This window comes from Intrasporangium flavum (assembly GCF_001956915.1).
In the GTDB taxonomy this organism is placed as follows: domain Bacteria; phylum Actinomycetota; class Actinomycetes; order Actinomycetales; family Dermatophilaceae; genus Monashia; species Monashia flava.
The window spans coordinates 49,746-73,971 of sequence record NZ_MLJO01000015.1 but is presented as its reverse complement, the minus strand read 5'-3'; the positions used below and the strand labels follow the sequence as shown (position 1 = coordinate 73,971).

General features: G+C 73.4%; 21 protein-coding genes. 19 read left to right on the top strand and 2 right to left on the bottom strand.

From position 1 onward, the window contains the following. Positions 1–36: 36 nt before the first annotated feature. Together BIV28_RS12940 and BIV28_RS12935 are read right to left on the bottom strand one after the other, a co-directional pair. A complete protein-coding gene (locus tag BIV28_RS12940) occupies positions 37–831 on the bottom strand; it encodes an HAD-IIA family hydrolase (protein ID WP_076262457.1) in 795 nt (264 codons plus the stop codon). 17 nt (positions 832–848) lie between these two features. Beyond that, positions 849–2,090, bottom strand: coding sequence for an ROK family transcriptional regulator (locus tag BIV28_RS12935; RefSeq protein WP_076262455.1), 1,242 nt, complete (start codon positions 2,088–2,090; stop codon positions 849–851). Between the two features lie 91 nt (positions 2,091–2,181). On the opposite strand from BIV28_RS12935, the gene BIV28_RS12930 reads away from it, so the two are divergent. The 19 genes from BIV28_RS12930 (at position 2,182) to BIV28_RS12840 (ending at position 24,217) form a co-directional block, all read left to right on the top strand. Continuing rightward, positions 2,182–3,708: a sugar ABC transporter ATP-binding protein gene (locus BIV28_RS12930; RefSeq protein ID WP_242652982.1), complete on the top strand. Its 1,527-nt coding sequence runs from the start codon at positions 2,182–2,184 to the stop codon at positions 3,706–3,708. Then, the gene (locus tag BIV28_RS12925; RefSeq protein WP_076262451.1) at positions 3,705–4,781 is read left to right on the top strand and encodes an ABC transporter permease; all 1,077 of its coding nucleotides are present in this window, start codon (positions 3,705–3,707) and stop codon (positions 4,779–4,781) included. The genes BIV28_RS12930 and BIV28_RS12925 overlap by 4 nt, the downstream gene beginning before the upstream one ends. Positions 4,782–4,872: 91 nt before the next feature. Further along, a complete protein-coding gene (locus BIV28_RS12920; RefSeq protein ID WP_076262449.1) occupies positions 4,873–5,931 on the top strand; it encodes a substrate-binding domain-containing protein in 1,059 nt (352 codons plus the stop codon). 120 nt (positions 5,932–6,051) lie between these two features. Further along, positions 6,052–7,284: a Gfo/Idh/MocA family protein gene (locus BIV28_RS12915; RefSeq protein ID WP_076262516.1), complete on the top strand. Its 1,233-nt coding sequence runs from the start codon at positions 6,052–6,054 to the stop codon at positions 7,282–7,284. A gap of 95 nt (positions 7,285–7,379) precedes the next feature. After that, positions 7,380–8,504, top strand: coding sequence for a sugar phosphate isomerase/epimerase family protein (locus BIV28_RS12910; protein ID WP_076262447.1), 1,125 nt, complete (start codon positions 7,380–7,382; stop codon positions 8,502–8,504). Positions 8,505–8,731: 227 nt separating this feature from the next. Beyond that, complete coding sequence (locus BIV28_RS12905; RefSeq protein WP_076262445.1) at positions 8,732–11,992, top strand: PQQ-dependent sugar dehydrogenase; 3,261 nt, start codon at positions 8,732–8,734, stop codon at positions 11,990–11,992. A 123-nt stretch (positions 11,993–12,115) separates the two neighbouring features. Continuing rightward, on the top strand, positions 12,116–13,276 hold the full coding sequence (locus BIV28_RS12900; protein WP_076262443.1) for an inositol-3-phosphate synthase: 1,161 nt from the start codon (positions 12,116–12,118) through the stop codon (positions 13,274–13,276). Then, positions 13,273–14,196 (top strand): SCO3242 family prenyltransferase, encoded by a 924-nt coding sequence (locus tag BIV28_RS12895; protein ID WP_242652980.1) that lies wholly within the window; start codon positions 13,273–13,275, stop codon positions 14,194–14,196. The genes BIV28_RS12900 and BIV28_RS12895 overlap by 4 nt, the downstream gene beginning before the upstream one ends. Beyond that, positions 14,193–15,089 carry a sugar phosphate isomerase/epimerase family protein gene (locus tag BIV28_RS12890; RefSeq protein ID WP_076262441.1) on the top strand — a complete coding sequence of 299 codons (897 nt, stop codon included), beginning with the start codon at positions 14,193–14,195 and terminating at the stop codon, positions 15,087–15,089. Before BIV28_RS12895 ends, BIV28_RS12890 begins: the two co-directional genes overlap by 4 nt. Further along, a complete protein-coding gene (locus tag BIV28_RS12885) occupies positions 15,086–15,700 on the top strand; it encodes an EboA domain-containing protein (RefSeq protein WP_242652978.1) in 615 nt (204 codons plus the stop codon). The genes BIV28_RS12890 and BIV28_RS12885 overlap by 4 nt, the downstream gene beginning before the upstream one ends. 9 nt (positions 15,701–15,709) lie before the next feature. Next, complete coding sequence (locus tag BIV28_RS12880) at positions 15,710–16,606, top strand: TatD family hydrolase (RefSeq protein ID WP_076262439.1); 897 nt, start codon at positions 15,710–15,712, stop codon at positions 16,604–16,606. Between the two features lie 2 nt (positions 16,607–16,608). After that, positions 16,609–17,790 (top strand): metabolite traffic protein EboE, encoded by a 1,182-nt coding sequence (gene eboE, locus BIV28_RS12875; RefSeq protein ID WP_076262438.1) that lies wholly within the window; start codon positions 16,609–16,611, stop codon positions 17,788–17,790. Then, the gene (locus BIV28_RS12870; protein WP_076262436.1) at positions 17,787–19,220 is read left to right on the top strand and encodes an alkaline phosphatase family protein; all 1,434 of its coding nucleotides are present in this window, start codon (positions 17,787–17,789) and stop codon (positions 19,218–19,220) included. Before eboE ends, BIV28_RS12870 begins: the two co-directional genes overlap by 4 nt. A gap of 44 nt (positions 19,221–19,264) precedes the next feature. Further along, entirely contained in the window at positions 19,265–20,275 is a 1,011-nt protein-coding gene (locus tag BIV28_RS12865) for a sugar phosphate isomerase/epimerase family protein (RefSeq protein WP_076262434.1), read from the top strand. Positions 20,276–20,403: 128 nt separating this feature from the next. After that, positions 20,404–20,799, top strand: coding sequence for a VOC family protein (locus tag BIV28_RS12860; RefSeq protein ID WP_076262432.1), 396 nt, complete (start codon positions 20,404–20,406; stop codon positions 20,797–20,799). Positions 20,800–20,911: 112 nt separating this feature from the next. Beyond that, positions 20,912–21,316, top strand: coding sequence for a YciI family protein (locus BIV28_RS12855; protein ID WP_242652976.1), 405 nt, complete (start codon positions 20,912–20,914; stop codon positions 21,314–21,316). A 12-nt stretch (positions 21,317–21,328) separates the two neighbouring features. Next, positions 21,329–22,567, top strand: a complete 1,239-nt coding sequence (locus BIV28_RS12850; RefSeq protein ID WP_076262430.1) for an RNA polymerase sigma factor — start codon at positions 21,329–21,331, stop codon at positions 22,565–22,567. Next, a complete protein-coding gene (locus BIV28_RS12845) occupies positions 22,564–23,589 on the top strand; it encodes an alpha/beta fold hydrolase (RefSeq protein ID WP_076262428.1) in 1,026 nt (341 codons plus the stop codon). The genes BIV28_RS12850 and BIV28_RS12845 overlap by 4 nt, the downstream gene beginning before the upstream one ends. Positions 23,590–23,599: 10 nt before the next feature. Beyond that, on the top strand, positions 23,600–24,217 hold the full coding sequence (locus BIV28_RS12840) for a class I SAM-dependent methyltransferase (protein ID WP_076262508.1): 618 nt from the start codon (positions 23,600–23,602) through the stop codon (positions 24,215–24,217). Positions 24,218–24,226: the final 9 nt, after the last annotated feature.

The following is a 24,226-nucleotide window of genomic DNA, read 5'->3' as shown; positions in this document are numbered from 1 at the left end:
GGGCGCCACACGCCGCCCCGGGGTCGGCAGTGCTCCTCAGGCCTCGTCGCCCGCAACGAGCGGCACGAGGTCGGCGACCGAGTCGACGACGCGGCTCGGCCGGTAGGGGAAGCGCTCGATCTGGTGCCGCTGCGTCGAGCCCGTGAGCACGAGGACGGTGCGCAGGCCCGCCTCGAGGCCGCTGATGATGTCGGTGTCCATGCGGTCGCCGACCATGACGGTGGTCTCGCTGTGGGCCTCGATGCGGTTGAGCGCGCTGCGCATCATGAGCGGGTTCGGCTTGCCGACGTAGTACGGCTGGCGGCCGGTGGCGGTCGAGATGAGCGCCGCGACCGAGCCGGTGGCCGGCAGCTTGCCCTGGGCGCTCGGCCCGCTCGGGTCGGGGTTGGTCGCGATGAAGCGGGCGCCGTTGTCGATGAGGCGGATCGCTCGGGTGATGGCCTCGAAGGAGTACGTGCGCGTCTCGCCGAGCACGACGTAGTCGGGGTCGCGGTCGGTCATGACGAAGCCGACGTCGTGCATCGCCGTGAGCAGCCCTGCCTCGCCGACGACGTACGCGCTGCCGCCGCCGCGCTGGTCGGCGAGGAACTGCGCCGTGGCCAGAGCCGAGGTCCAGATCGCGCGCTCGGGCACGTCGATCCCACTGAGCCGCAGGCGCGCCGCGAGGTCGCGCGGGGTGAAGATCGAGTTGTTCGTCAGGACGAGGAACTGCTTGCCGGAGGCCTCGAGGGCCGCGATGAACTCGGCGGCGCCGGGGATCGCGTCCTCCTCGTGCACGAGGACGCCGTCCATGTCGGTGAGCCAGGTGTCGACGGGCCGGTGGTCGGTCATGGGCCCATTGTGGGGGTTCAGCTGGCCGACGCGGCGGCCGCGGCCGACCTGCGGGCGATGGCGAGGTCGACGCGGTCGGCCGTCAGGACGTGCTGGATGACCATCGTGGCGGCGCCGATGACTGCGGCCTGCACCCCGGTGGAGGCGACGACGATCTGCAGTCCGCCCGTGGCGAGCGGCAGCGACCGCCCGTAGACGACCTCGCGGACGCCGGCGATGAGGCTCTCGCCCGCCTGCACGAGCGAGCCGCCGATGACGATGACCTCGGGGTTGAGGAGGCTGACGCACGTGGCGAGCACCTCGCCGATGGTGCGGCCGGCCTGCCGCACGGCGTGGGCGGCGGGCACGTTGCCGCCGCGCACGAGCGCGACGATGTCGGCGTTGTTCTCGGCGACGATGTCGATCTGCTTGAGCGACTTGGAGATCGCCGGTCCGCTGGCCACGGCCTCGAGGCACCCGACGTTGCCGCACGAGCACAGCACCTCGGGCGCGTGCGGTGCCGCGACGTGGCCGAGGTCGCCGGCCGCGCCCACCGCACCGCGGTGCAGCCGGCCGCCGCTGATGATGCCGGCGCCGATGCCGGTGGCGACCTTGACGAAGAGCAGGTGCTCGACGTCGGGGTGGGCCGTGGCGTGCTCGCCCAGGGCCATGATGTTGACGTCGTTGTCGACGAGGACCGGCACGTCGAAGGACCGGCGCACCCGTGAGGGCACGTCGTAGCCGTCCCAGCCGGGCATGATCGGCGGGCGCATCGGCCGGCCGGTGGAGTGCTCGACGGGGCCGGGCAGGCCGATGCCGATGCCGACGAGGTCGGACGCGTCGCGACCGGTGTCGTCGAGGAGGCGTTGGGTCGTGGCGACGAGCCAGTCGAGGACGGCCTCGGGCCCGTCGGTGATGTCGAGCTCCTCGCCGACCTCGTGGATCGGCCTGCCGCTGAGGTCGGTCAGGGCCACGCGTCCGTGCGTCGCGCCGATGTCGGCGCCGATGACGACGCGTGCCTCCGGGTTGAACGCGAAGCGCACCGGCGGGCGTCCGCCGGTGCTGGCGGCCTCGCCGCTCGGGGCGAGCAGGCCGGTGGCGAGGAGCGCGTCGACGCGGGCACCGACGGTGGAGCGCGCGAGGCCGGTCAGCTTGGCCAGCTCGGCACGGGTGCGGGGGGTCTCGTCGCGCAGCAGCTGGAGCAGCTCGCCCGCGCCGCTGGCGGCGAGGACGGGGGGCGACGACGACTCCGGATCACGCACGGTTGAAGTGAAGCACATGCAGCTTCCACATGCCATGTGATCGGCTTTCGCGTCTCAGTCACAAAACTTTTGCTTGACGGTCCGACAAAAGTGGTCCACGGTGTGACGCATGGAATCTCGACGGCGAGATGGAGCCGACGCCCCGCTGCTGCGGATGACCGGCGTGGTCAAGCGTTTTCCCGGGGTCGTGGCCCTCGGTGGCGTCGACCTCGACGTGCGGCCCGGCGAGGTGCACTGCCTCCTCGGCCAGAACGGCGCGGGCAAGAGCACCCTCATCAAGGTCCTCGCCGGCGTCCACGAGCCCGACGAGGGCAGCATCGAGTGGGACGGCGAGACCGTGCGGCTGCACCACCCGCAGGCGGCCATGGACCTCGGCGTCGCGACGATGTACCAGGAGCTCGACCTCGTCGAGGGCCTGACGGTCGCCGAGAACATCTACCTCGGGCACGAGCCGACGCGCTTCGGGTTCTCCCAGCGCACCACCGCCCGCCGCGGCGCCGCCGAGCTGCTCGCCCGGCTCGGCCACCGCGAGATCTCACCCTCGGCGGAGGTCGGCACGCTCTCGGCGGCGTCGTGCCAGATCGTCAGCATGGCCCGCGCCCTGTCGCGCGACGCGCGCCTCATCATCATGGACGAGCCGTCCGCCGTGCTCGACGCCGGCGAGGTCGAGCAGCTCTTCGCCGTGATCCGCGAGGTCACCGCCCAGGGCGTCGCCGTCGTCTACATCTCCCACCGCCTCGAGGAGATCCGCGAGATCGGCGACCGCGTCACCGTCCTCAAGGACGGCCGCACCGTGGCCACCGGGCTCGACGCCGAGGAGACCGGCACCCAGGAGCTGATCCGGCTCATGACCGGCCGCTCCATCGAGTACGTCTTCCCCGACAAGCCGCCGATCGCCGACGCCGAGCCGGTGCTCCGCGTCGAGGGGCTCTCCCGCGCAGGCGAGTTCGCCGACGTGACGTTCGACGTCCGGCCCGGCGAGGTCGTCGGCCTCGCCGGCCTCGTCGGCTCGGGCCGGTCCGAGATCGTCGAGACGATCTTCGGTGCGCGAAAGGCCACGAGCGGACGCGTCGTCGTCGACGGCAAGCCCGTCCGGGCCGGCTCGGTCACTGCCGCCGTCGCCGCCGGCATCGGCCTGTGCCCCGAGGAGCGCAAGAGCCAGGCCCTCGTCCTCGGCGCCTCGCTCGCCTCGAACATCAGCCTCGCCACGCTGGCCCGGTTCTCCCGCGGCGGCCTGCTCGACGGCGACGCCGAGGCAGAGGCGGCCGAGGAGCTCATGGAGTCGCTCGACGTCCGGCCGCGCGGCGTCCACCGCGAGTCCCGGACGCTGTCGGGCGGCAACCAGCAGAAGGTCGTCCTCGCCCGGTGGCTGCTCCGCGGCTGCCGCGTCCTGCTCCTCGACGAGCCGACCCGCGGCGTCGACGTCGGCGCCCGCTCCGAGATCTACGCGCTCGTGCGCCGCCTCACCGACGAGGGCGTGGCCGTCGTCGTCGTCAGCAGCGAGATCCCCGAGGTGCTCGGGCTGTCCAACCGGGTGCTGGTCCTCGCCGACCGCACCGTCCGCCACGAGGGCCGCGCCGACGAGCTCGACGAGCACGCCGTCCTCGACATCATCCTGAAGGGAGACGCGGCATGAGCGCCGACGTCACGAAGGCCGACCAGACGCCGGCAGCGCCCGGGTCCGCGCCGGACGAGCCGAAGGGCGGTCCCGCCGTCGGCGGTGCGCCGTCGCGAACCGGTGGGGGCCTGGCCGGCTTCCTGTCGGGACCCGCCGGCCGCAGCGCCGGGCTCGTCCTCGCCCTCCTGCTACTCGTCGTCGTCGGCGTCATCACCGCCGGTGACCGCTTCGCCAGCCCCGAGAACGCGCTGACCATCCTGCGCCTCGGCTCGGTCATCGGCGTCGTCAGCGTCGGCATGACCTTCGTCATCTCCGGCGGCGGTATCGACCTGTCGGTCGGCGCGATCGTGGCCCTGTCGTCGGTGTGGGCCACGACGGTCGCCACCCAGACGATGGCCGCGAACAGCCACTGGATCGTCATGGTCTTCGCGGCCGTCGCGGTCGGCGCCGGCTGCGGCCTCGTCAACGGCGTCCTCGTGGCGTACGGGCGGATAGCGCCCTTCATCGTCACCCTGGCCATGCTCGCCGCCGCCCGCGGCCTTGCAGAGATCATCGCCAAGCGCCGCACCCAGATCGTCAAGGACCGCGGCTTCATCGAGTTCTTCGGCGGCAGCGTCCTCGGCGTCCCGGTGCTCGTCATCATGTTCGTGGTCGTCGCCGTCATCGGCTGGGTCCTGCTCAACCGCACGACGTTCGGCCGCCGCACCCTGGCCGTCGGCGGCAACCCCGAGGCAGCCCGCCTGGCCGGCATCCGCGTGCAGCGCCAGACGATGTACCTCTACGTGCTGCTCGGGATCGCCTGCGGCATCGCCGCGGTCATGATCATGGCCCGCACGACCACCGGCACCTCGACCCACGGCCAGCTCTACGAGCTCGACGCCATCGCGGCCGTCGTCATCGGCGGCACGCTCCTGTCCGGTGGCCGCGGCACCGTCGTCGGCACCGTCCTCGGCGTCCTCATCTTCACGACGCTGACCAACGTCTTCACCCTCAACAACCTCGACACCTCCACGCAGGCGGTGGCCAAGGGGGCCATCATCGTCGCCGCCGTCCTGCTCCAGCAACGGGTCTCCCGCACCCGTACCGCGTAGGGCCTCAGGGGAACCGCACCGCAACGCACATCGAATCGCACAGCATCGCAAGGCAACTCACACCCTCAACACTGCTCACATAGGAGTCAGCGTGTCTGCATCACCTCGCACCACCAAGCGCGTCGCCGCCGCGGCGATCGCCATGGGCGCCGCCCTCGTCGCCGCCGGCTGCACGAGCAACGACCCGGCCACGACGCCGGCGGCCTCGACCCAGCAGGCCGGTGGCAACGCCGCGAGCGACAACGACGCCCCGGGCACGAAGGTCACCATCGGCTTCTCCGGCCCCGCGGCCGACCACGGCTGGCTCGGTGCCATCAACAGCGCCGCCCAGGCGGAGGCCAAGAAGTACAGCGACGTCGACCTCAAGGTCGCCGAGGGCACCAACGACGCGTCGCTGCAGATCAGCCAGATCGAGACCTTCATCAACGACAAGGTCGACGCCATCGTCCTGCTGCCGACCGACGGCGCCGCCCTCACCGAGGTCGCCACCAAGGCGATGCAGGCCGGCATCCCGGTCATCAACGTCGACCGCGAGTTCTCCAGCCCGTTCGCCGCCCGCGCGACCGTCCTCGGCGACAACTACGGCATGGGCGTCTCGGCCGGCACCTACGCGTGCAAGCTCGTCAAGGACAAGAACCTGTCCAACCCGGTCATCGCCGAGATCGCCGGCATCGACTCGCTGCCCCTGACCCAGGACCGGAGCAAGGGCTTCGCCGACGCCCTCAAGGCGTGCAACCAGACCGTCGACAACCGCGTCGCGGCCGAGTTCACCGTCGAGTCGGGCGAGAAGCAGATGTCGAACCTGCTCCAGGCGGCGCCGAAGATCGACATCCTCTGGAACCACGACGACGACCAGGGTGTCGGCGTCATGGCCGCCCTCGACCAGGCGAACCGCCACGAGATGGCCTTCATCGGCGGCGCCGGCTCGGCCAACGCGATGCGCTGGATCAAGGAGGGCAAGATGGAGGCGACCGTCCTCTACCCGCCCACGCAGGCGGCCGACGGCATCAAGCTGGCCCGCCTCATCGCGCAGGACAAGGGCATCAGCGACCTCGTCCAGGTGGAGGTCCCGCGGCGCATCGTCCTCAACGCCCCGGTGGTGACCAAGGAGAACGTCGACCAGTACCTGCCGCTCGGCTTCGAGTCCTGACGGGTCGGGCCCGCGCCGCACGCCGTGCCCACGGCACGGCGCGGGCACCGGTCCCGCGGGCACCACGACCGCACCGGCAGCACCACCACCGACACATCGTTCGTCGGAGATGAGGACGTCATGACGACCGCACCACAGCCCACCCTCGGGGTGGGGATGATCGGCTACGCCTTCATGGGCCGCGCCCACTCGCAGGCCTGGCGCAACGCCCGCAGCTACTTCGACGTGCCGGTCGAGCCGCGCCTCGTCGCGGTGGCCGGGCGCAACGCGTCGGCCGCCCGCGACACGGCCGACCGGTTCGGCTGGGCCGACGTCGAGACCGACTGGCGACGGCTGCTCGAGCGGGACGACATCGACGTCATCGACATCTGCACCCCCGGCGACACGCACGCCGAGATCGCGCTCGCCGCGCTCGAGGCGGGCAAGCACGTGCTCTGCGAGAAGCCGCTCGCCAACAGCGTCGAGGAGGCCGAGGCGATGGCCGCGGCCGCCGAGGCGGCCCGGGCCCGGGGCGTGCGCTCCATGGTCGGGTTCACCTACCGACGCGTCCCGGCCGTCGCGTACGCGCGGCAGCTCGTCGCCGAGGGGCGCATCGGGCGCGTGCTGCACGTGCGCGGCGCCTACCTGCAGGACTGGCTCACCGACCCCGAGTCGCCGCTGACGTGGCGGCTGCAGAAGGACCGCGCCGGGTCCGGGGCGCTCGGTGACATCGGGGCGCACATCGTCGACCTCGCCCAGCACGTCACGGGGGAGACGCTGACGGGGGTGTCGGCCCTGACCGAGACCTTCGTGCGCGAGCGGCCGGTGGCCGACGCGTCGCTGGTCGGCACGAGCGGGATCAGCGGCACCGCCGGCTCCAACGGGAGCGCCACCCTGGGGCCGGTCACCGTCGACGACGCCGCGGTGTTCGTGTCCCGGATGTCCGGCGGGGCCCTCGCGACCTTCGAGGCGACGCGGTTCGCCAGCGGGCGCAAGAACGCGATCCGCTTGGAGATCAACGGGACCCGCGGGTCGATCGCGTTCGACTTCGAGGACATGAACGTGCTGCACGTCTTCGACAACGACGCCCCGACGCGCGACGCGGGGTTCACCCGGGTGCTCGTCACCGAGGCCGACCACCCGTGGGTGGCCGCCTGGTGGCCGCCCGGCCACGTGCTCGGCTACGAGCACGGCTTCACCCACCAGGCGGTGGACTTCCTCACCGCCGTCGCCGCGGGCACCGACCCGCGGCCCTCGTTCACCGACGGGCTCCAGGTGCAGCGGATCCTGTCGGCCGTCGAGGCGAGTGCGGAGCGGGAGGGGTCCTGGACCCCGATCGTCGGGGCCCGCACGCCGTCTCCCGTCCTCTCCTGACCCGCGGGGGTCGTCTGTCACCGCCGTCCTGAAAGGAGTCCCGGCCGCAGTCCCCGCACCACCGTCTCTGTCACACCCCGAAGGAGCACCCACACATGCACGACAACGACGTCAAGCCGCTGAAGCTCGCCAAGGGCCTCGGCCTCAACCGCCGCCAGTTCATGGCGGCCTCCACGGGAATGGCCGCCGCGGCGGCCCTGACGGCGGCCTCGGCCGGCACCGCCCAGGCGGCGGCCACGGGCAACGCCAACGGGGTCCTCATCCCGCAGTCCAAGCGCGGCATCATCCTCTACACGGTGCGCGACGCCATCTCGCGCGACCCCGCCACCTCGCCGTACGCGTCGGGGTTCAAGGCCGTCATCGAGGAGCTCGGCCGCATCGGCTACACCCAGATCGAGTTCGCCGGCTACAGCCAGCACGCGAACGCCCCCGGCGGCAACGTCAACAACCCCGACGGTGCCAAGCTGCTGCGAACCTGGCTCGACGACAACGGGATCGAGGCCGAGGGCAACCACGGCACGGTCCCCTCGACGATCACCGACGCGACGCTCGCGAGCTTCGACGCGATGTGCGAGACCGCCAACATCCTCGGCATGACGCACGTCGGCACCGGCAGCGACCCGACGAGCAGCGGCTACCTCGCCGACTGGGAGGCCGCGGCCGCCCGGTGGAACGTCCTCGGCGAGCGCGCCCTGACCAAGCACGGCCTCAAGCTCTACACGCACAACCACGACGTGGCCTACAGCTTCCTGCTCGACAGCGGCCCGCTCGACGCCCTCGGTCGCCCGACGCGCTCGTCCGGCGTCCGGCGTCTCGAGTACTTCCTCGCCAACACCGACCCGAAGTACGTGTTCCTCGAGATGGACATCTTCTGGGCGCACGTCGCGCAGTACAAGCACAAGTCGTACACGGCGGCCGACGGCTCGACGGTGACCTCGGTCTTCGACCCGGCCGCCGTCGTCGAGGCCCAGACGAAGCGGTTCCCGCTGTTCCACGCCAAGGACGGCAAGTCCGACACGACCCAGGCCAACGGCTACGTCATGGCCCCGTTCGGCCAGGGCGACATCGACTACTCGACGTTCCTGCGCCGGGTCGGCTCCAAGGGCTGGCACAACCCGATGTGGGAGCAGGACACCGCTCCCGGCGGCACGGCCAACCCGGGGCAGTCACTCGAGTTCGCCCAGGTCAGCTACGACGCCATGGCCGCGCTCCGCGGCTGAGCCCGTCACCCAGCACCGACACCACCCCGACGCCTCACCCTGTCGGAAAGCATCAACGCCGACCCCCGGGGAGTGCATGGCCGTTGCAGCGGCGCGCTCCCCGGGGACCGGCTTCGCCCGTCTCTGTCAAGAAGGACGTACCGATGAATGCTACAAGTCGTGTCCGAGGGCGGAGGGCGGTTGCGGCAACTGCCGCCGCCGTCCTCGCCCTCACCACCCTCGGCGGGATGCTCGCCTCGCCCGCCGCCGCCCACGACGGCGTCGACCACGGCGACGACCCCGCCCTCGACTGGTCCAACTACGAGAAGATCACGCTCACCAAGGACACCGGCGAGCCGATCGACCTGGCCGTCCTGCCGGACCGTCGCGTGCTGACGACGGCCCGCAACGGCGACGTCCGCCTCGTCGACCCCGCCACCGGCGTCACCAAGGTCGTCAACACCCTGCCGGTCTACAACAACTCCGAGGACGGCCTCCAGACCGTCACCCTCGACCCCGACTTCGCCACGAACCAGTGGGTCTACCTCTACTACGCGCCGAAGACGATGACGGCGCCCTACGTCACGACGACCCCGACGGGCTCGGCGCCGAACAGCCTGCCCGCCGGCGCCGACGCGTCGTACTGGGACCAGTGGAAGGGCTACAACCAGCTCAGCCGGTTCAAGTGGGACCCCGCCGCCGACAAGCTCGACCTCTCGACCGAGCAGGTCATCATCAAGGTCGAGACACAGCGGGGCCAGTGCTGCCACGTCGCCGGTGACGTCGACTTCGACGCGAACGGCAACCTCTACCTCTCGACCGGCGACAACACCCCGGCCAGCACGCCGGGCGCCAACGGCATGGCCCCGAACAACGACGCCCCGGGCATGAACCCGGGCCTCGACTCGCGCCGCGGCGCGGGCAACACCGACGACCTGCGCGGCAAGATCCTGCGCGTCCACGTCGAGGCCGACGGCCGCTACACGATCCCGGCCGGCAACCTCTTCGCGCCGGGCACGGCCAAGACGCGTCCGGAGATCTTCGTCATGGGCGTGCGCAACCCGTTCCGCATGGACGTCGACCCGGAGACGAACTCGGTGACGTGGGGCGACTACGGCCCCGACGCCGGTGCCGCCGACCCGCAGCGCGGCCCGATGGGCTACGTCGAGTGGATGACGACGGCGATCGACCGGCCGATCAACGGCGGCTGGCCGTACTGCCACGGCCCGAACGCCAACTACAACGAGTGGAACTACGCGACGGCGACGCCCGGCCCATGGTTCGACTGCAACGCCGGCGCGCAGAACAACTCGCGCTGGAACACCGGCCTGGCGCAGGTGCCGCCGGCCACGACCGCCACGCTCTACTACGGCGACCGGTCGACCGACCAGCCGTGGCCGGAGCTGACCGACTTCGACCCGCAGGGCGGCCAGGGCCCGATGGGCGGCCCGGTCTACCACTACGACGCCGACAACCCGTCGACGACGAAGTTCCCGGCGTACTGGGACAAGAAGGCGTTCTTCGCCGAGTTCTCGCAGGACTACCTCGCCGCCTTCACCGTGCAGTGGCCGAACGGACCGGTCGACCACATCGAGCAGTTCCTGCCCAACAAGGCCCTCGAGACGAACGGCCAGCCGATCACCGACAGCCCGATCGACATCGAGTTCGGGCCGGACGGCTCGCTCTACGTCCTCGACTACGGCGACGGCTTCTTCCGGCAGAACCCCGACGCGGGCCTCTACCGCATCGACTACTCGCCGGGGAACAAGGCGCCGCAGGCCAGCATCAAGGCCACCCCGCTGAGCAGCAGCACCGCGCCGCTCACGGTCGCCTTCGACGCGTCCGGCTCGGTCGACCCCGAGGGCAAGGCCCTCACCTACGAGTGGGACTTCAACGGTGACGGCACGTTCGACGCCACCGGTGTCACGGCGTCCTTCACCTACACCGAGCTCGGCAAGTACACGGCGCGGCTGCGGGTCACCGACCCGGAGGGCCGTCGCGGCCTGACGAGCACGTCGATCAGCGTCGGCAACGTCGCCCCGACGGTGAACATCACCACCCCGCCGAACGGTGCCTTCTTCGACTGGGGCCAGGCCGTCCCGTTCGACGTCAAGACCTCGGACCCCGAGGACGGCACCGCGACGGTGTGCTCGCGCGTCACGTGGACCTTCGGTCTCGGGCACGACGCGCACGCCCACCCGCTGAGCCAGGGCACGGGATGCCAGTTCGCGATCCCGACCCCGGCCGACGCGACCGAGCACGGCGAGACCGAGAACATCTTCGGCGTCGTCGTCATCACCTACACCGACAACGGCCACGCGGGCGTCCCGGCGGCGACGACGACCGAGCAGCTCATCCTCAACCCGAAGAAGCAGGAGGCCGAGTGGGCCGACCTGACCCAGGGCGTCGAGATCGTCGGCGACACGACGGCGAGCGGCCTGCGCAAGGTCACCTCGCTCGACGCCGGTGACCACCTCGGCTGGGACCCGGCCAACCTCATCGGCATCACCGGCATCACGGCCCGCGCGTCGGGCCAGGGCACGCTGTCGCTGCGCTGGAACTCGCCGACTGCGACGCCGTTCGGGACGGTCGCGGTGAACAGCACCGGCTGGTCCGACACGGCGGCGACTCTGTCGTCGAAGCCGACCGGCACCGGGCGCCTCTTCGTCACCTCGACGGGTGGGGTCGTGCTCGACGCGCTCTCGTTCGTCGGTGACGGCGTGGCCGACACGACGCCGCCGACGGTGTCGGCGACGCTCAGCCCCGCGACGCCGAACGGCGCGAACGGCTGGTGGACGAGCAACGTCACCGTGACGGTCAACGCGACCGACAACGGCACCGTCGCCTCGCGCCAGCGCTCGACCGACGGCGGCGCGACGTGGGTCAACGCCAACACCGCGCTCACGGTCTCTACCGAGGGCACGACGACGGTGCTCTACCGGGCCACCGACAACGGCGGCAACGTCTCCGAGGTCGGCTCCGTCACGGTGAAGCTCGACAAGACGCAGCCCACGGTGGCGGTCTCCGGGGTCACTGACGGCGGGTCCGTCGGCACCTCGAAGGACGTCACGTGGACGGCGACCGACGCCACGAGCGGCATCGACACCGTCACCGCGACGGTGGACGGGGCCACGGTCGCGGCCGACCAGCCGCTGGCCCTCTGGCGCCTGCCGCTCGGCAGCCACACCCTCGTCGTGACGGCGAAGGACAAGGCGGGTCTGGTCCGCACGACCACGACGACGTTCACGACGACGACGTCGCTGGCCGAGCTGACGGCCCTCACCGAGCGCCTGGCCCGCGAGGGTTTCGTGACGAAGGCGGGCGAGCCGCTGCTCGAGAAGCGTCTCGAGCAGGCCGCCAAGCACGTCGCAGGCGGTCGGACGGCCGCTGCGGTGTCGCAGCTGCAGGAGTTCGTGACGCTCGCCGGCCAGCCGGCCAACGTGTCGGACGCCGCGGCCCGCGCCGCGCTGCAGCGTGACGCGAGGGCGGTCATCGCCTCGCTGAGGTGACCGGAGGGAGATGACGGGTGACCCGGCGGCGGGCGACCGCCGCCGGGTCACCACCCCGGGGGAGGGGAGGGCACGGCACACGTGCCACACGTGGGGGGCCACGGCAGATCGAAGGAGATCGACATGAGCAACGACAGGACCGGGCTCTGGCTGGTCGGGGCCCGCGGCAGCGTCGCGACGACGGTGGCCACCGGGCTCGCGGTGATCGCGGCCGGCGGCAGCGGCCCCGACGGGCTCGTCACCGAGCAGGCGGGCCTGCGCGAGCACGTGACCGGCCTCGACCGGATCGTCCTCGGCGGCCACGACGTCGCCGAGGTGCCCCTGGCCAAGCGGGCGGCGGCGCTCGCCGACGCCGGCGTGGTGCCCGGCGCGGCACTGCCGCTCGTCCACGACGAGCTCGAGCGCGTCGACACCCGACTGCGGCCCGGGTACGCGCCCGGGGCGGAGCCGCAGGGCGACGCGGTGCGCCGTCTCGCCGCCGACATCACCGACTTCCGACGCGTCGAGGGCCTGGCCCGGGTCGTCGTCGTCAACGTGTCCTCGACGGAGCCGCCGGTCGAGGTCGAACCGACCCATCTGTCGCTGGCCGCCCTCGAGTCCGCTTGGGACGCAGGCGGTTCGCCGCTGCCGTCGAGTGCCGTGTACGCGGCCGCGGCCTTTATCGCCGGCGCCGCCTTCGTCGACTTCACGCCCTCGACCGGGGCCCGCCTGCCCGCGCTGGCCGAGCTCGCCGAGCGGCACGGCCTGCCGTGGGGCGGCAGCGACGGCAAGACCGGCGAGACCCTCGTCAAGACGGTTCTCGCCCCGATGTTCGCCGCGCGCTCGCTGCGGGTGCGCTCCTGGGCCGGGGCCAACCTGCTCGGCGGCGGCGACGGCGCCACCCTCGCCGACCCCGAGGCCCGGGAGAGCAAGTCGCGGAGCAAGGCCAAGGGACTCGAGGCGATGCTCGGCTACCCCGTCGAGGGGCCGGTGCACATCGACAACATCACCGACCTCGGCGACTGGAAGACCGCGTGGGACCACGTGACCTTCTCCGGGTTCCTCGGGACGAGGATGTCGCTCCAGTTCACCTGGCAGGGCTGCGACTCCGCGCTCGCGGCGCCCCTCGTCATCGACCTGGCCCGGCTCGCCGACCTCGCGCTGCGCCGCGGCCTCGTCGGTCCGGTGCCGGAGTGGGGCTTCTTCTTCAAGGACCCGGTGGGCTCCGACGAGCACCGCCTCTTCGAGCAGCTCGAGACGCTGCGCGGTTGGGTGGCCGGCGGCGAGGGGGCGGCGGCGTCGTGACCACGCTGCGCGACCTCGCCGATCTGGTGCGCGCACCGGCCGCGCTGACCGTGCCCGGGGACACCCTCACCGGCGCGGCGGCCGCGGGCTGGCCCGGCGGGCGCCGCACCCTGCTGCTGCCGGTCGCGTCGACGTGCCTCTACTGGGCCGGCATGGCGCTCAACGACTGGGCCGACCGCGACGTCGACGCCACCGAGCGGCCGGAGCGGCCGATCCCCTCCGGGCGCGTGCCCGCCGGGACGGCGCTCGGCGTGGCCGCCGGACTGACGGTCGGCGGGGTCGCCGTGGCCGGTGCCGCGGCCGGGCGCGCGGGCGCTGCCGTGGCGGCCCTGCTCGCCGCTGCTGTCTGGGCCTACGACCTCGGCCCCAAGGACGGCCCGCTCGGCGCGGCCACGATGGCCTCGACGCGCGCGCTCGACGTCGCGCTCGGGGCGAGCGCGGGCGGGCTCGGGGGGATCCGCACCGCGCTCGTTCCCGCGGCCCTCGTCGGGGCGCACACGGCCGGCGTCACCGCGCTGAGCCGCGGCGAGGTGCACGGCGGCTCAGCCTCGACGGCCCGTGCCGTGGCAGTCGGCACCGCCGCCGTCGCCACGGCCAGCGCGCTCGTCGGCGGGCTCGCGGGCAGGACCGACACCCGACCCGACACCCGCCGCGGTTCGCGCCTGCGCCGGGCCGGCTCGCTCGCGCTGTCCACCGGCATGGCCGCCTGGTACGCCCGGGGCGTGCTGAGCGCGCAGCTCGACGCGGTCCGGTCGCCCGACGCGGTCACCGTCCGGCGCGCCACGGGCCACGGCATCCGCGGGTTCGTCCCGCTGCAGGGCTCGCTCGTCGCCGGACGCGGTCGGCCGGAGGTCGCGCTGGCGCTCGCGGCCTCGGTGCCCGCGGGACGCCTCGCGATGCGGGTGGTGTCGCCGACATGAGCCTGCGCTTCGGCTACGGCCTCAACGGGTTCACCGACCACCGGCTCGAGGACGCGCTCGCCCTGCTCGCCGACCTCGGCTACGAGGGGGTCGCCCTCACCCTCGACCACGCGCACCTCGACCCGTTCGCCCGCGACGTCGCGGCACGCGTCCGTCGGGTGCGGGCGCTGCTCGACCGGTACGCGCTCGACGTCGTCGTCGAGACGGGCGCCCGGTTCCTCCTCGACCCGCGGCTCAAGCACGAGCCGACGCTCGTCTCCGACGCCGGGCGCGAACGCCGGGTCGACCTGCTGCACCGCGCGGTCCGCATCGCCGCCGACCTCGGGGCGCCCGTCGTGTCGTGCTGGAGCGGGGTGGCGCCCGTCGGGGTGCCGACCACCGAGCTGCTCCGACGCGTCGACGACGGCATCGCGCAGGTGCTGCCGGTGGCCGACGCGCACGGCGTCGACCTCGCGGTCGAGCCCGAGCCCGGCATGGTCGTCGAGCGTGTCGCCGACGTGCTCGACCTGCGCCGGCGCCTCGGCGACCCGGACCGCCTGCGCCTGACGATCGACGTCGGCCACCTGCGGTGCGTCGAGGACGACGACCCCGCAGCCGTCGTCCTCGCGGCCGGCCCGCACCTGGCCAACGTGCAGATCGACGACATGCGCCGCGGCGTGCACGAGCACCTGCCGTTCGGCGAGGGCGAGGTCGACGTGCCGCCCGTGCTCGCCGCCTTCCGCGCCGTCGGCTACCGCGGCCTCGTGTCGGTCGAGCTGCCCCGCCACCCGTGGGCCGCCCCGACCCTCGCGGCCCAGAGCCTGCGGTTCCTCCGCGCCGCCGAGCGTGCGGCCGGAGCGCTCCCTACCCGACGCCCGACCACCCGTCCCCCCCTCCAGGAGGTGCCCTCGTGACCACCGACCTCGACCCCGACACGGCCCTGCACGACGCGCTCGCCGAGGTGACGCGCGACCCCGACAGCCTCGAGCGCCACTTCACCCCGGCTGCCCGGCTCGCGGCCCGCGCTGGCCGCGACGGCGACACCGACCGCCGCCTCATCCTGCTCGCGCTGCCCGGGCCGGCCGATGACACCGCTCGCCGCGTCGCCCGGCTCTACGAGCGGGGCGACACCGCCGAACGGCTCGCGGTCCTGCGCTCCCTCGACGCCCTCGATGCCCTCGACGCGCCGGGCCGGGGCGACGCGATCGGCGACCGGCTCCTCCCACTGGTGCGGGACGCCTTGCGCACCAACGACACCCGGCTCGTCGAGGCGGCACTCGGCCCCTACGCCGCCCGCCACCTCGACCAGGACGCGTGGCGGCAGGCCGTGCTCAAGGTGCTCTTCACCGGCGTCCCCGTGGCGGCGGTCGCCGGCCTCGTCGAGCGCGCCGACGCCGAGCTGGCCCGGATGGTCACCGACTACGCCGCCGAGCGTCTCGCAGCCGGTCGCACCGTGCCGGCCGACGCGTCGACCGTCCTCGAGGCCGCGCGCGCCACCACGACCACCGACACCCCCGACCGCTGAGGAGCAGCCGTGCGCATCTTCGACCCCCACATCCACATGACCTCTCGGACGACCGACGACTACCGGCGGATGCACGAGGCCGGCGTCCGGGCCGTCGTCGAGCCCTCGTTCTGGCTCGGCCAGCCCCGCACGAACGTCGGCACCTTCTGCGACTACTTCGACGCCCTCCTGGGCTGGGAGCCGTTCCGCGCGTCGCAGTACGGCATCGCCCACCACGCGACGATCGGGCTCAACCCCAAGGAGGCCAACGACGCCCGCTGCCGCGAGGTGCTCGACGAGCTGCCGCGCTACCTCGCCAAGGACCGCGTCGTCGCCGTCGGCGAGCTCGGCTACGACAGCATGACGCCCGAGGAGGACGCCGTCTTCGCCGCGCAGCTCGCGCTCGCCGTCGAGCACGGGCTGCCGGCCCTCGTGCACACGCCGCACCGCGACAAGCTGGCCGGCACGCGTCGAACCCTCGACGTCGTGCGCGAGTCGGGCCTCGAGCCGGGGCGGGTGCTCGTCGACCACCTCAACGAGGTGACCGTCGGCGCCGTCGCCGAGTCGGGCTGCTGGATGGGCTTCTCCGTGTACCCCGACACGAAGATGGACGAGGAGCGGATGGTCGCGATCCTGCGCGAGCACGGCCTCGAGCGGATGCTCGTCAACTCCGCGGCCGACTGGGGCAACAGCGACCCGCTCAAGACGTGGCGCACCGGCGAGGCGATGCTGCGGGCCGGCTTCAGCGCCGACGACGTCGACCGGGTGCTGTGGCGCAACCCCGTCGAGTTCTTCGCCCAGAGCGGCCGGCTCGAGCTGCCCGAGGGCGTCGACGCGTCCGGCGCGGGTGAGCTTGTCGGCGAGCTCGTGGGCGCGGGCGCCTCGACGTACGAAGGCAACTCGGTGCTGCGCGGGGCGAGGGAGTAGCCGTGCGCCTCCAGCACGCCGACGGTACGACCGTCCACGTCGCCTACTGCACCAACGTGCACGGCGGCGAGGATATCGACACGATCGTCGGCCAGCTCGACCGCTTCGCGCTGCCGGTGCGGCAGCACCTCGGCGCCGACGTGCTCGGTGTCGGGCTGTGGCTCAGCGCGCCGGTGGCCCACGCCCTCGCCGCCGAAGCCTCTCTCACCGACCGCCTCCGCACCGAGCTCGACCGGCGCGGCCTCGAGGTCGTGACGCTCAACGGGTTCCCGTACCGCGGGTTCCAGGAGCCGGTCGTCAAGCACCGCGTCTACCACCCGGACTGGAGCGAGCCGGCGCGCCTGCGCTACACGACCGACCTCGCCGACGTGCTCGCGCGCCTGCTGCCCGACGACGCCGCACGCGGCAGCATCTCGACGCTGCCGCTCGGCTGGCGCCACCCGTGGTTCGGCGACCGGCAGGCCCTGGCCGCAGAGCAGTTCGAGCGCCTCGCCGCGCACCTGCACGCCCTGCGCGACCGCACCGGGCGCACCGTCCGCGTCGCCCTCGAGCCCGAGCCGGGCTGCGTCGTCGAGACCGTCTCCGACCTCGTCGAGCGCACCCGCGGCTGGGACCGCGACGTCATCGGCGCGTGCCTCGACCTGTGCCACCTCGCCGTCGGCTTCGAGGATGCCGGCGAGGCCCTCGCCGCGCTCGACGCGTCCGGGACCGGCGTCGCCAAGGCGCAGGTGTCGGCCGGCCTGCACGCCGCCGACCCGACCGACCCGGCCACCCGCGCCGCCCTCGCCGCCTTCGACGAGGAGCGGTTCCTGCACCAGGTGCGCTCGCGCGACCACGCCGGGCAGGTGCGCACCCGTGACGACCTCGGCGAGGCACTCGGCGGCCGGCGGCCGCTGTGCGCGCACGCCGACGAGCCGTGGCGCGTCCACTTCCACGTGCCGCTCGGCACCGCACCCGAGCCCCCGCTCACCGCCACCACCGACGACCTGCGCCGCTCGCTCGACGCGCTCGTCGGCGGCGCCACCGCCCGCACCGACCACCTCGAGGTTGAGACGTACACGTGGACCGTCGTGCCCGAGCGGCACCGCCCGCGCGACGACGCCGGCCTTGCCCGCAGCATCGCCGGCGAGCTGGCCTGGCTGCGCGACACCCTCATCGACCTCGGCCTCAAGGAGCCCGCATGAAACCCGTCCTGCTGCTCGACGTCGTCGGCCTCACCCCGCGCGCCCTGCGCGACATGCCCCGGCTGCAGCGCCTCGCCACCGGCGGCGCGCAGGCCACGCTCGGCACGGTGCTGCCCGCCGTCACCTGCTCGGTGCAGTCGACGTTCCTCACCGGCCGGCTGCCCGCCGACCACGGCGCCGTCGGCAACGGCTGGTACTTCCGCGACCTCGGCGAGGTCTTCCTCTGGCGCCAGCACAACGCGCTCGTCCAGGGCGAGAAGGTGTGGGACGCGCTGCGTCGGGCCCACCCCGGGGCCCGCGTCGCGAACGTCTGCTGGTGGTACGCGATGGGGATGGACGTCGACTCGATCGTCACCCCGCGGCCGGTCTACCACGCCGACGGGCGCAAGTCGCCGGACTGCTACACCCGCCCGGCGTCGTTGCACGACAGGCTGACCGAGCGGCTCGGGCCCTTCCCGCTCTTCCAGTACTGGGGCCCGACCGCGTCGATCGCGTCGTCGCGCTGGATCGTCGAGGCGACGCGGATCCTCCTGCCCGAGCACGACCTGACCCTCGCCTACGTGCCGCACCTCGACTACGACCTCCAGCGGTTCGGGCCGGACTCGCCCGAGGCGCGCGCGGCTGCCCGCGAGCTCGACGACGTGCTCGCGCCGCTCCTCGACGATGCCGAGCGGCTCGGCGTCACCGTCCTCGTCGTCAGCGAGTACGGCATCACCGAGGTCGACCAGCCGGTCGACGTCAACCGCGTGCTGCGCCGCGAGGGGCTGCTCGAGGTGCACACCCAGGCCGGCATGGAGTACCTCGACCCGTGGGCGTCGGAGGCCTTCGCCGTCGCCGACCACCAGGTGGCGCACGTCTACGTCCGCGACCCGGGCCGGCTCGAGCAGGTGCGCACGCTGCTGGCGGCGGTCCCCGGCGTCGACCTCGTCCTCGACCGGGCGGGCCAGGCCGAGCACGGGCTGGACCACGAGCGGAGCGGAGACCTCGTGCTCGTGGCCGAGCCGGGGGCCTGGTTCACGTACTACTACTGGCTCGACGACCGGCGCGCGCCCGACTTCGCCCGCGGCGTCGAGATCCACCGCAAGCCCGGCTACGACCCGGCCGAGCTGTTCCTCGACCCGGCCGACCGCTCGGCGAAGGCCCGCGCCGCCCTGTCGCTCGTGCGCAAGAAGGTGGGCCTGCGCTACGCGATGAGCGTCGTGCCGCTCGACCCGCGGTGGGTCAGGGGCAGCCACGGCCGCCTGCCAGCCGACCCCGAGGACGGGCCGGTCCTCCTCGCCTCCGACCCCTCCCTGCGCGGCCTGCAGCGTGAGACCGTGGCCGCGACGGACGTCCACGACCTCGTCCTCGAGGCCGCGGGAGCCGCCGTCGCACCCGCCGACCCCGTCGCACCTGCCGCACCCCTCGCCGAGACCGTCGCCGCGTCCTGACCACCCCTCGCCAGCTCGACCCGACACGCGCCAAGGAGACTCACATGGCTCGACCGATCACCCTCTTCACCGGCCAGTGGGCCGACCTGCCCTTCGAGGAGGTGTGCCGCCTCGCGGGGGAGTGGGGCTACGACGGCCTCGAGATCGCCTGCTGGGGCGACCACTTCGAGGTCGACCGGGCCCTGACCGAGGACGGCTACATCGAGTCGCGCCTCGAGATCCTCGCCAAGCACGACCTCAAGGTGTGGGCGATCTCCAACCACCTCGTCGGCCAGGCCGTGTGCGACGACCCCATCGACCAGCGCCACCAGGACATCCTGCCGGCGGGCGTCTGGGGCGACGGCGACCCCGAGGGCGTCCGGCAGCGCGCCGCCGAGCGGATGGCCGACACCGCCCGTGCCGCCGCGAGGCTCGGCGTCGACACCGTCGTCGGGTTCACCGGCTCCGCGGTGTGGAAGTACGTCGCGATGTTCCCGCCCGTGTCCGACGCGGTCATCCAGGAGGGGTACGCCGACTTCGCCCGACGCTGGAACCCGATCCTCGACGTCTTCGACGAGGTCGGCGTGCGGTTCGCCCACGAGGTGCACCCGAGCGAGATCGCCTACGACTACTGGAGCACCGTCGCGACCCTCGAGGCCATCGGCCACCGCGAGGCGTTCGGCCTCAACTGGGACCCGAGCCACATGGTGTGGCAGGACCTCGACCCGGCCGCGTTCATCTGGGACTTCAAGGACCGGATCTACCACGTCGACTGCAAGGACACCCGCAAGCGGGTCGGCAACGGCCGCAACGGCCGGCTCGGCTCGCACCTGCCGTGGGGGGACCCGCGTCGGGGCTGGGACTTCGTCTCCACCGGGCACGGCGACGTGCCGTGGGAGGACTGCTTCCGCACCCTCAACGCCATCGGCTACGACGGCCCGATCAGCATCGAGTGGGAGGACGCCGGCATGGACCGCCTCGTCGGAGCGCCCGGTGCGCTCGAGTACGTCCGGGCGCTCAACTTCGAGCGCCCCGAGGCGGCCTTCGACGCCGCCTTCAGCAGCACGAAGGACTGACGCCGGGGCCAACGGGCCCCGTCACCGACCCACGACACCGGTCGAGTGGGCACTTCGCCACGGACGAAGTGCCCACTCGACCGTGTGGAAGTGCCCACTCGACGGAGCGGGACGTCTACGGTCGTGGCATGGCCATCGACGGCAGCAGCCCCCTCGTCCAGGTCGCCCTGCACGCCGACGACCTCGCCCGCGCCACCGCGTTCTACGCCGACCTGCTCGGCGTGCAGCCGGTCGCCTCGTTCGACCCGCCGGGCCTCGTCTTCTTCGACCGCGGCGGCGTCCGGCTGCTGCTCGACCGCGGCGCCCCGAGCGCGCTGCTCTACCACCGCGTCGCCGACCTCGACGCCACGGTCGAGCGGCTGCGCCTCGCGGGCGTCTCCGTCGAGTCCGAGCCGCACGTCATCTTCGGCCACGACGACGACACCCTCGGCCCGGTCGGCACCGACGAGTGGATGGCGTTCGTCACCGACCCGGAGGGCAACCTCGTCGGCCTCGTCGAGCAGCGCCCGCGCGCCGCGTCCTGATCGTCCGTCGGAAAGTCGTCGACGACTGTCGATTGCCACCCGGCGCGTTCGTGTAGAGGGTGAGAGCAGGCGAACCGTCCCGCTCCTCACCTCACGACCGAGAGGCACGACGATGACGACCACGGCTTCGACGACCCCGATGCGCACCTACCTCATCACCCTCTACTCCCCGGACGGCCCGACGCCGCCCCCGGAGGTCCTCGGCCCGATCATGGCCGAGCTCGAGGCGCTCAACGCCGATATCCGCGCGGCCGGCGGCTGGGTCTTCGCCGGCGGCCTCGGCGACCTGTCCGCGGCCACGACGATCCGGACCGGCGGCTCGGGCGAGGCCGTCCTCACCGACGGTCCGTTCCTCGAGGCCAAGGAGCACCTCGGCGGCCTCACCATCGTCCGGGCGCCCGACTACGACGTCGCGCTCGGCTGGGCGCAGCGCACGGCGAAGGCCACCGGCCTCGCCGTCGAGATCCGCCCGTTCGTCGACATGGACGACCCGGGCCAGCGGCCCGAGGCCGGCTGAGCGTCCCGACGCATGCCGGCCAGCACCGACGAGATCGCCCGGGTCTTCCGGCAGGAGCACGGGCGGGCGGTGGCGGTCCTCATCCGCGTCCTCGGCGACATCGACCTCGCCGAGGACGCGGTGCAGGACGCCTTCACCGTCGCCGTCGAGCGGTGGCCCCGCGAGGGCCTGCCGCCGAGCCCGGCCGGCTGGATCATCACGACCGCCCGCCACCGCGCGGTCGACCGGCTCCGCCGCGAGGCCGCGCGCGAGGGCAAGCACGCCGAGTCGGCCCTGCTCGCCGCGTCCGACGACACCCTGCACGACCACTGGAAGGAGGGCCCCGTGCGCGACGACCGCCTGCGGCTCGTCTTCACGTGCTGCCACCCGGCGCTGGCCCCGGAGGCTCGCGTCGCCCTGACCCTGCGGCTCCTCGGCGGCCTCAGCACCCCCGAGATCGCGCACGCCTTCCTCGTGCCCGAGGCGACGATGGCCCAGCGGATCGTGCGGGCCAAGAAGAAGATCCGCGACACCGGCATCCCCTACCGGGTGCCCCGCGACGCCGACCTGCCCGACCGGCTCGCGTCGGTCCTCGCCGTCATCTACCTCGTCTTCACCGAGGGCCACACGGCCTGCGCCGGCGACGACCTCGGCCGGCCCGACCTCGCGGCCGAGGCGATCCGGCTCGGCCGGGTCCTCGTCGAGCTGATGCCCGACGAGCCCGAGGCGGTCGGCCTGCTCGCGCTCATGCTCCTCACCGAGGCGCGGCGCCCGGCCCGCACCGACGCGTCCGGCGGGCTCGTGCGCCTCGCCGACCAGGACCGCTCGCGGTGGGACCACGCCGCGATCGCGGAGGGCCACGCGCTCGTGTGGGCCTGCCTGCGCCGCGGCGCGCCCGGGCCCTACCAGCTGCAGGCGGCGGTCAACGCGGTGCACACCGACGCCGCGAGCGCCGCCGACACCGACTGGCGCCAGGTGCTCGCGCTCTACGACCAGCTGCTCGCCGTCGTGCCGACCGACGTCGTGCGGCTCAACCGGGCCGTCGCCGTGGCGGAGGTCGATGGCCCGGCGGCCGGGCTCGCGCTCGTCGAGCCGCTCGCCCTCGAGGGGTACACGTCCTTCCACGCCGTGCGCGCCGACCTGCTCGGACGCGTGGGGCGTCACGCGGACGCCGCGGCGGAGTGGGAGCGGGCTTCGGCGTCGACCGAGAACGCCACGGAGTCGGCCCACCTCGCCTCCAGGGCCGCCGGGAGTCGTAGATTGCTGGGGTGAGCGCGATCCCGGGCGACGCCCCGTTCGACCTCGCGGCGCCGTGGGGCGCCCGCAGCCACGTCACCGACCTCGGCGGCCCGGTGCACTGGGTGGAGTTCGACCCGCCCGGCGGCCGTGAGGGCGCCGACGCGTCCGACGCGTCTGACGCATCCGACACGGCCGGCACGCCCGTCGTGCTCGTGCACGGCCTCGGCGGCTCGCACCTCAACTGGGTGCACGTCGGCCCGGCGCTCGCGGCCGGCCGTCGCGTCGTCGCACTCGACCTCCCCGGCTTCGGCCTGACTCCTGCAGGTGACCGTTCGACGAGCGTGCACGCCAACGCCGTGGTGCTGGCCCGGTTCCTCGACGAGGTGGTCGGGGCGCCGGCCGTGCTCGTCGGCAACTCGATGGGCGGCATGGTCTCGCTGCTGCTGGCCGCCCGGTCGCCCGAGCGCGTGGCCGGCCTCGTCCTCGTCGACCCGGCGCTGCCGGCGCCCCGCCAGCGCCAGGACCGTCAGGTCGCCGTGACGTTCGCGCTCTACGCGGTGCCCCGCGTCGGCGAGCTGTTCCTGTCGCGACTGCAGAGCCGGTACACCGACCGCCAGCGCGTGCTCGGCACGGTGCAGCTGTGCTTCGCCGACGCGTCGCGGGCCGACGCGGCGGTCGTCGACGCCGGCGTCACGCTGACGCAGTGGCGCGGCGCCTTGCCGGCCAAGGACACCGAGTTCCTCGGCGCGGCCAGGTCGCTGCTCGCGGTCCTGCGTCGTCCGCGTCGCTACGACGCGCTCATCTCCGGCATCGACCGGCGGGTGCTGCTCGTGCACGGCGACCGCGACCGGCTCGTGCCCTTCACCGCGGCGCAGCGCACCGCCACCCGCAACCCCGGCTGGTCCACCGCCTGGCTCGAGGGCGTCGGGCACACCCCGCAGCTCGAGGTGCCCGACCGGTTCCTCGCCGAGGTCGTGCCATTCGTCGAGTCGGTCGACGCCGCAGGCGATGTCCGCGACGACGCCGTCGGCCGGCCCGCCGCCGGGCCGGCCTGAGGAGGGCGACGTGGACTCCGACGCCTGGGACGAGCGCTACGCCGCGAGCGAGCTCGTGTGGTCGGCCGAGCCGAACCGGTTCGTCGCCGAGATCGTCGCCGCGCTGAGCCCGGGCTCGGCGCTCGACCTCGCCGCCGGCGAGGGCCGCAACGCCATCTGGATGGTGCAGCAGGGCTGGACCGTCGTGGCCACCGACTACTCCCCGGTGGCCGTCGACCGCATGCGCGCCCGTGCCGCCGCCGTGCTCGGAGACGACGCGTCGCGCCTGACGCCGCTCGTCGCCGACGCCACGACGGACGCCCCCGGTGACCCCGCCTCCTTCGACCTCGCCCTGTTCTCCTACCTCCAGCTGCCGCGCGAGCAGATGCGCGCCGCGTTCCGCGCCGGCGTCGAGGCGGTTCGCCCGGGCGGGCACGTCGTCGTCGTCTGCCACGCCGGGCGCAACCTCGCCGAGGGCTGGGGCGGCCCGAGCTCGCGCGAGGTGCTCCACGACCCCGACGAGGTGACCGACCTCGTCGACGGCCTGCCGGTGCAGGTGCAGCAGTCGGGCATCCGGGTACGGCCGGTCGAGACCGACGACGGCCCGCGCGAGGCCCTCGACACCGTCGTCGTCCTGAGCCGCACCTGACCCGACCCT

Bases quoted from the DNA above. Each gene is read 5' to 3' on its own strand.
- BIV28_RS12940 (WP_076262457.1), bottom strand. From the start codon at position 831: ATGACCGACCACCGGCCCGTCGACACCTGGCTCACCGACATGGACGGC.
- BIV28_RS12935 (WP_076262455.1), bottom strand. From the start codon at position 2,090: ATGTGCTTCACTTCAACCGTGCGTGATCCGGAGTCGTCGTCGCCCCCC.
- BIV28_RS12930 (WP_242652982.1), top strand. From the start codon at position 2,182: ATGGAATCTCGACGGCGAGATGGAGCCGACGCCCCGCTGCTGCGGATG.
- BIV28_RS12925 (WP_076262451.1), top strand. From the start codon at position 3,705: ATGAGCGCCGACGTCACGAAGGCCGACCAGACGCCGGCAGCGCCCGGG.
- BIV28_RS12915 (WP_076262516.1), top strand. From the start codon at position 6,052: ATGACGACCGCACCACAGCCCACCCTCGGGGTGGGGATGATCGGCTAC.
- BIV28_RS12910 (WP_076262447.1), top strand. From the start codon at position 7,380: ATGCACGACAACGACGTCAAGCCGCTGAAGCTCGCCAAGGGCCTCGGC.
- BIV28_RS12905 (WP_076262445.1), top strand. From the start codon at position 8,732: ATGCTCGCCTCGCCCGCCGCCGCCCACGACGGCGTCGACCACGGCGAC.
- BIV28_RS12900 (WP_076262443.1), top strand. From the start codon at position 12,116: ATGAGCAACGACAGGACCGGGCTCTGGCTGGTCGGGGCCCGCGGCAGC.
- BIV28_RS12890 (WP_076262441.1), top strand. From the start codon at position 14,193: ATGAGCCTGCGCTTCGGCTACGGCCTCAACGGGTTCACCGACCACCGG.
- BIV28_RS12870 (WP_076262436.1), top strand. From the start codon at position 17,787: ATGAAACCCGTCCTGCTGCTCGACGTCGTCGGCCTCACCCCGCGCGCC.
- BIV28_RS12865 (WP_076262434.1), top strand. From the start codon at position 19,265: ATGGCTCGACCGATCACCCTCTTCACCGGCCAGTGGGCCGACCTGCCC.
- BIV28_RS12860 (WP_076262432.1), top strand. From the start codon at position 20,404: ATGGCCATCGACGGCAGCAGCCCCCTCGTCCAGGTCGCCCTGCACGCC.
- BIV28_RS12855 (WP_242652976.1), top strand. From the start codon at position 20,912: ATGACGACCACGGCTTCGACGACCCCGATGCGCACCTACCTCATCACC.
- BIV28_RS12850 (WP_076262430.1), top strand. From the start codon at position 21,329: ATGCCGGCCAGCACCGACGAGATCGCCCGGGTCTTCCGGCAGGAGCAC.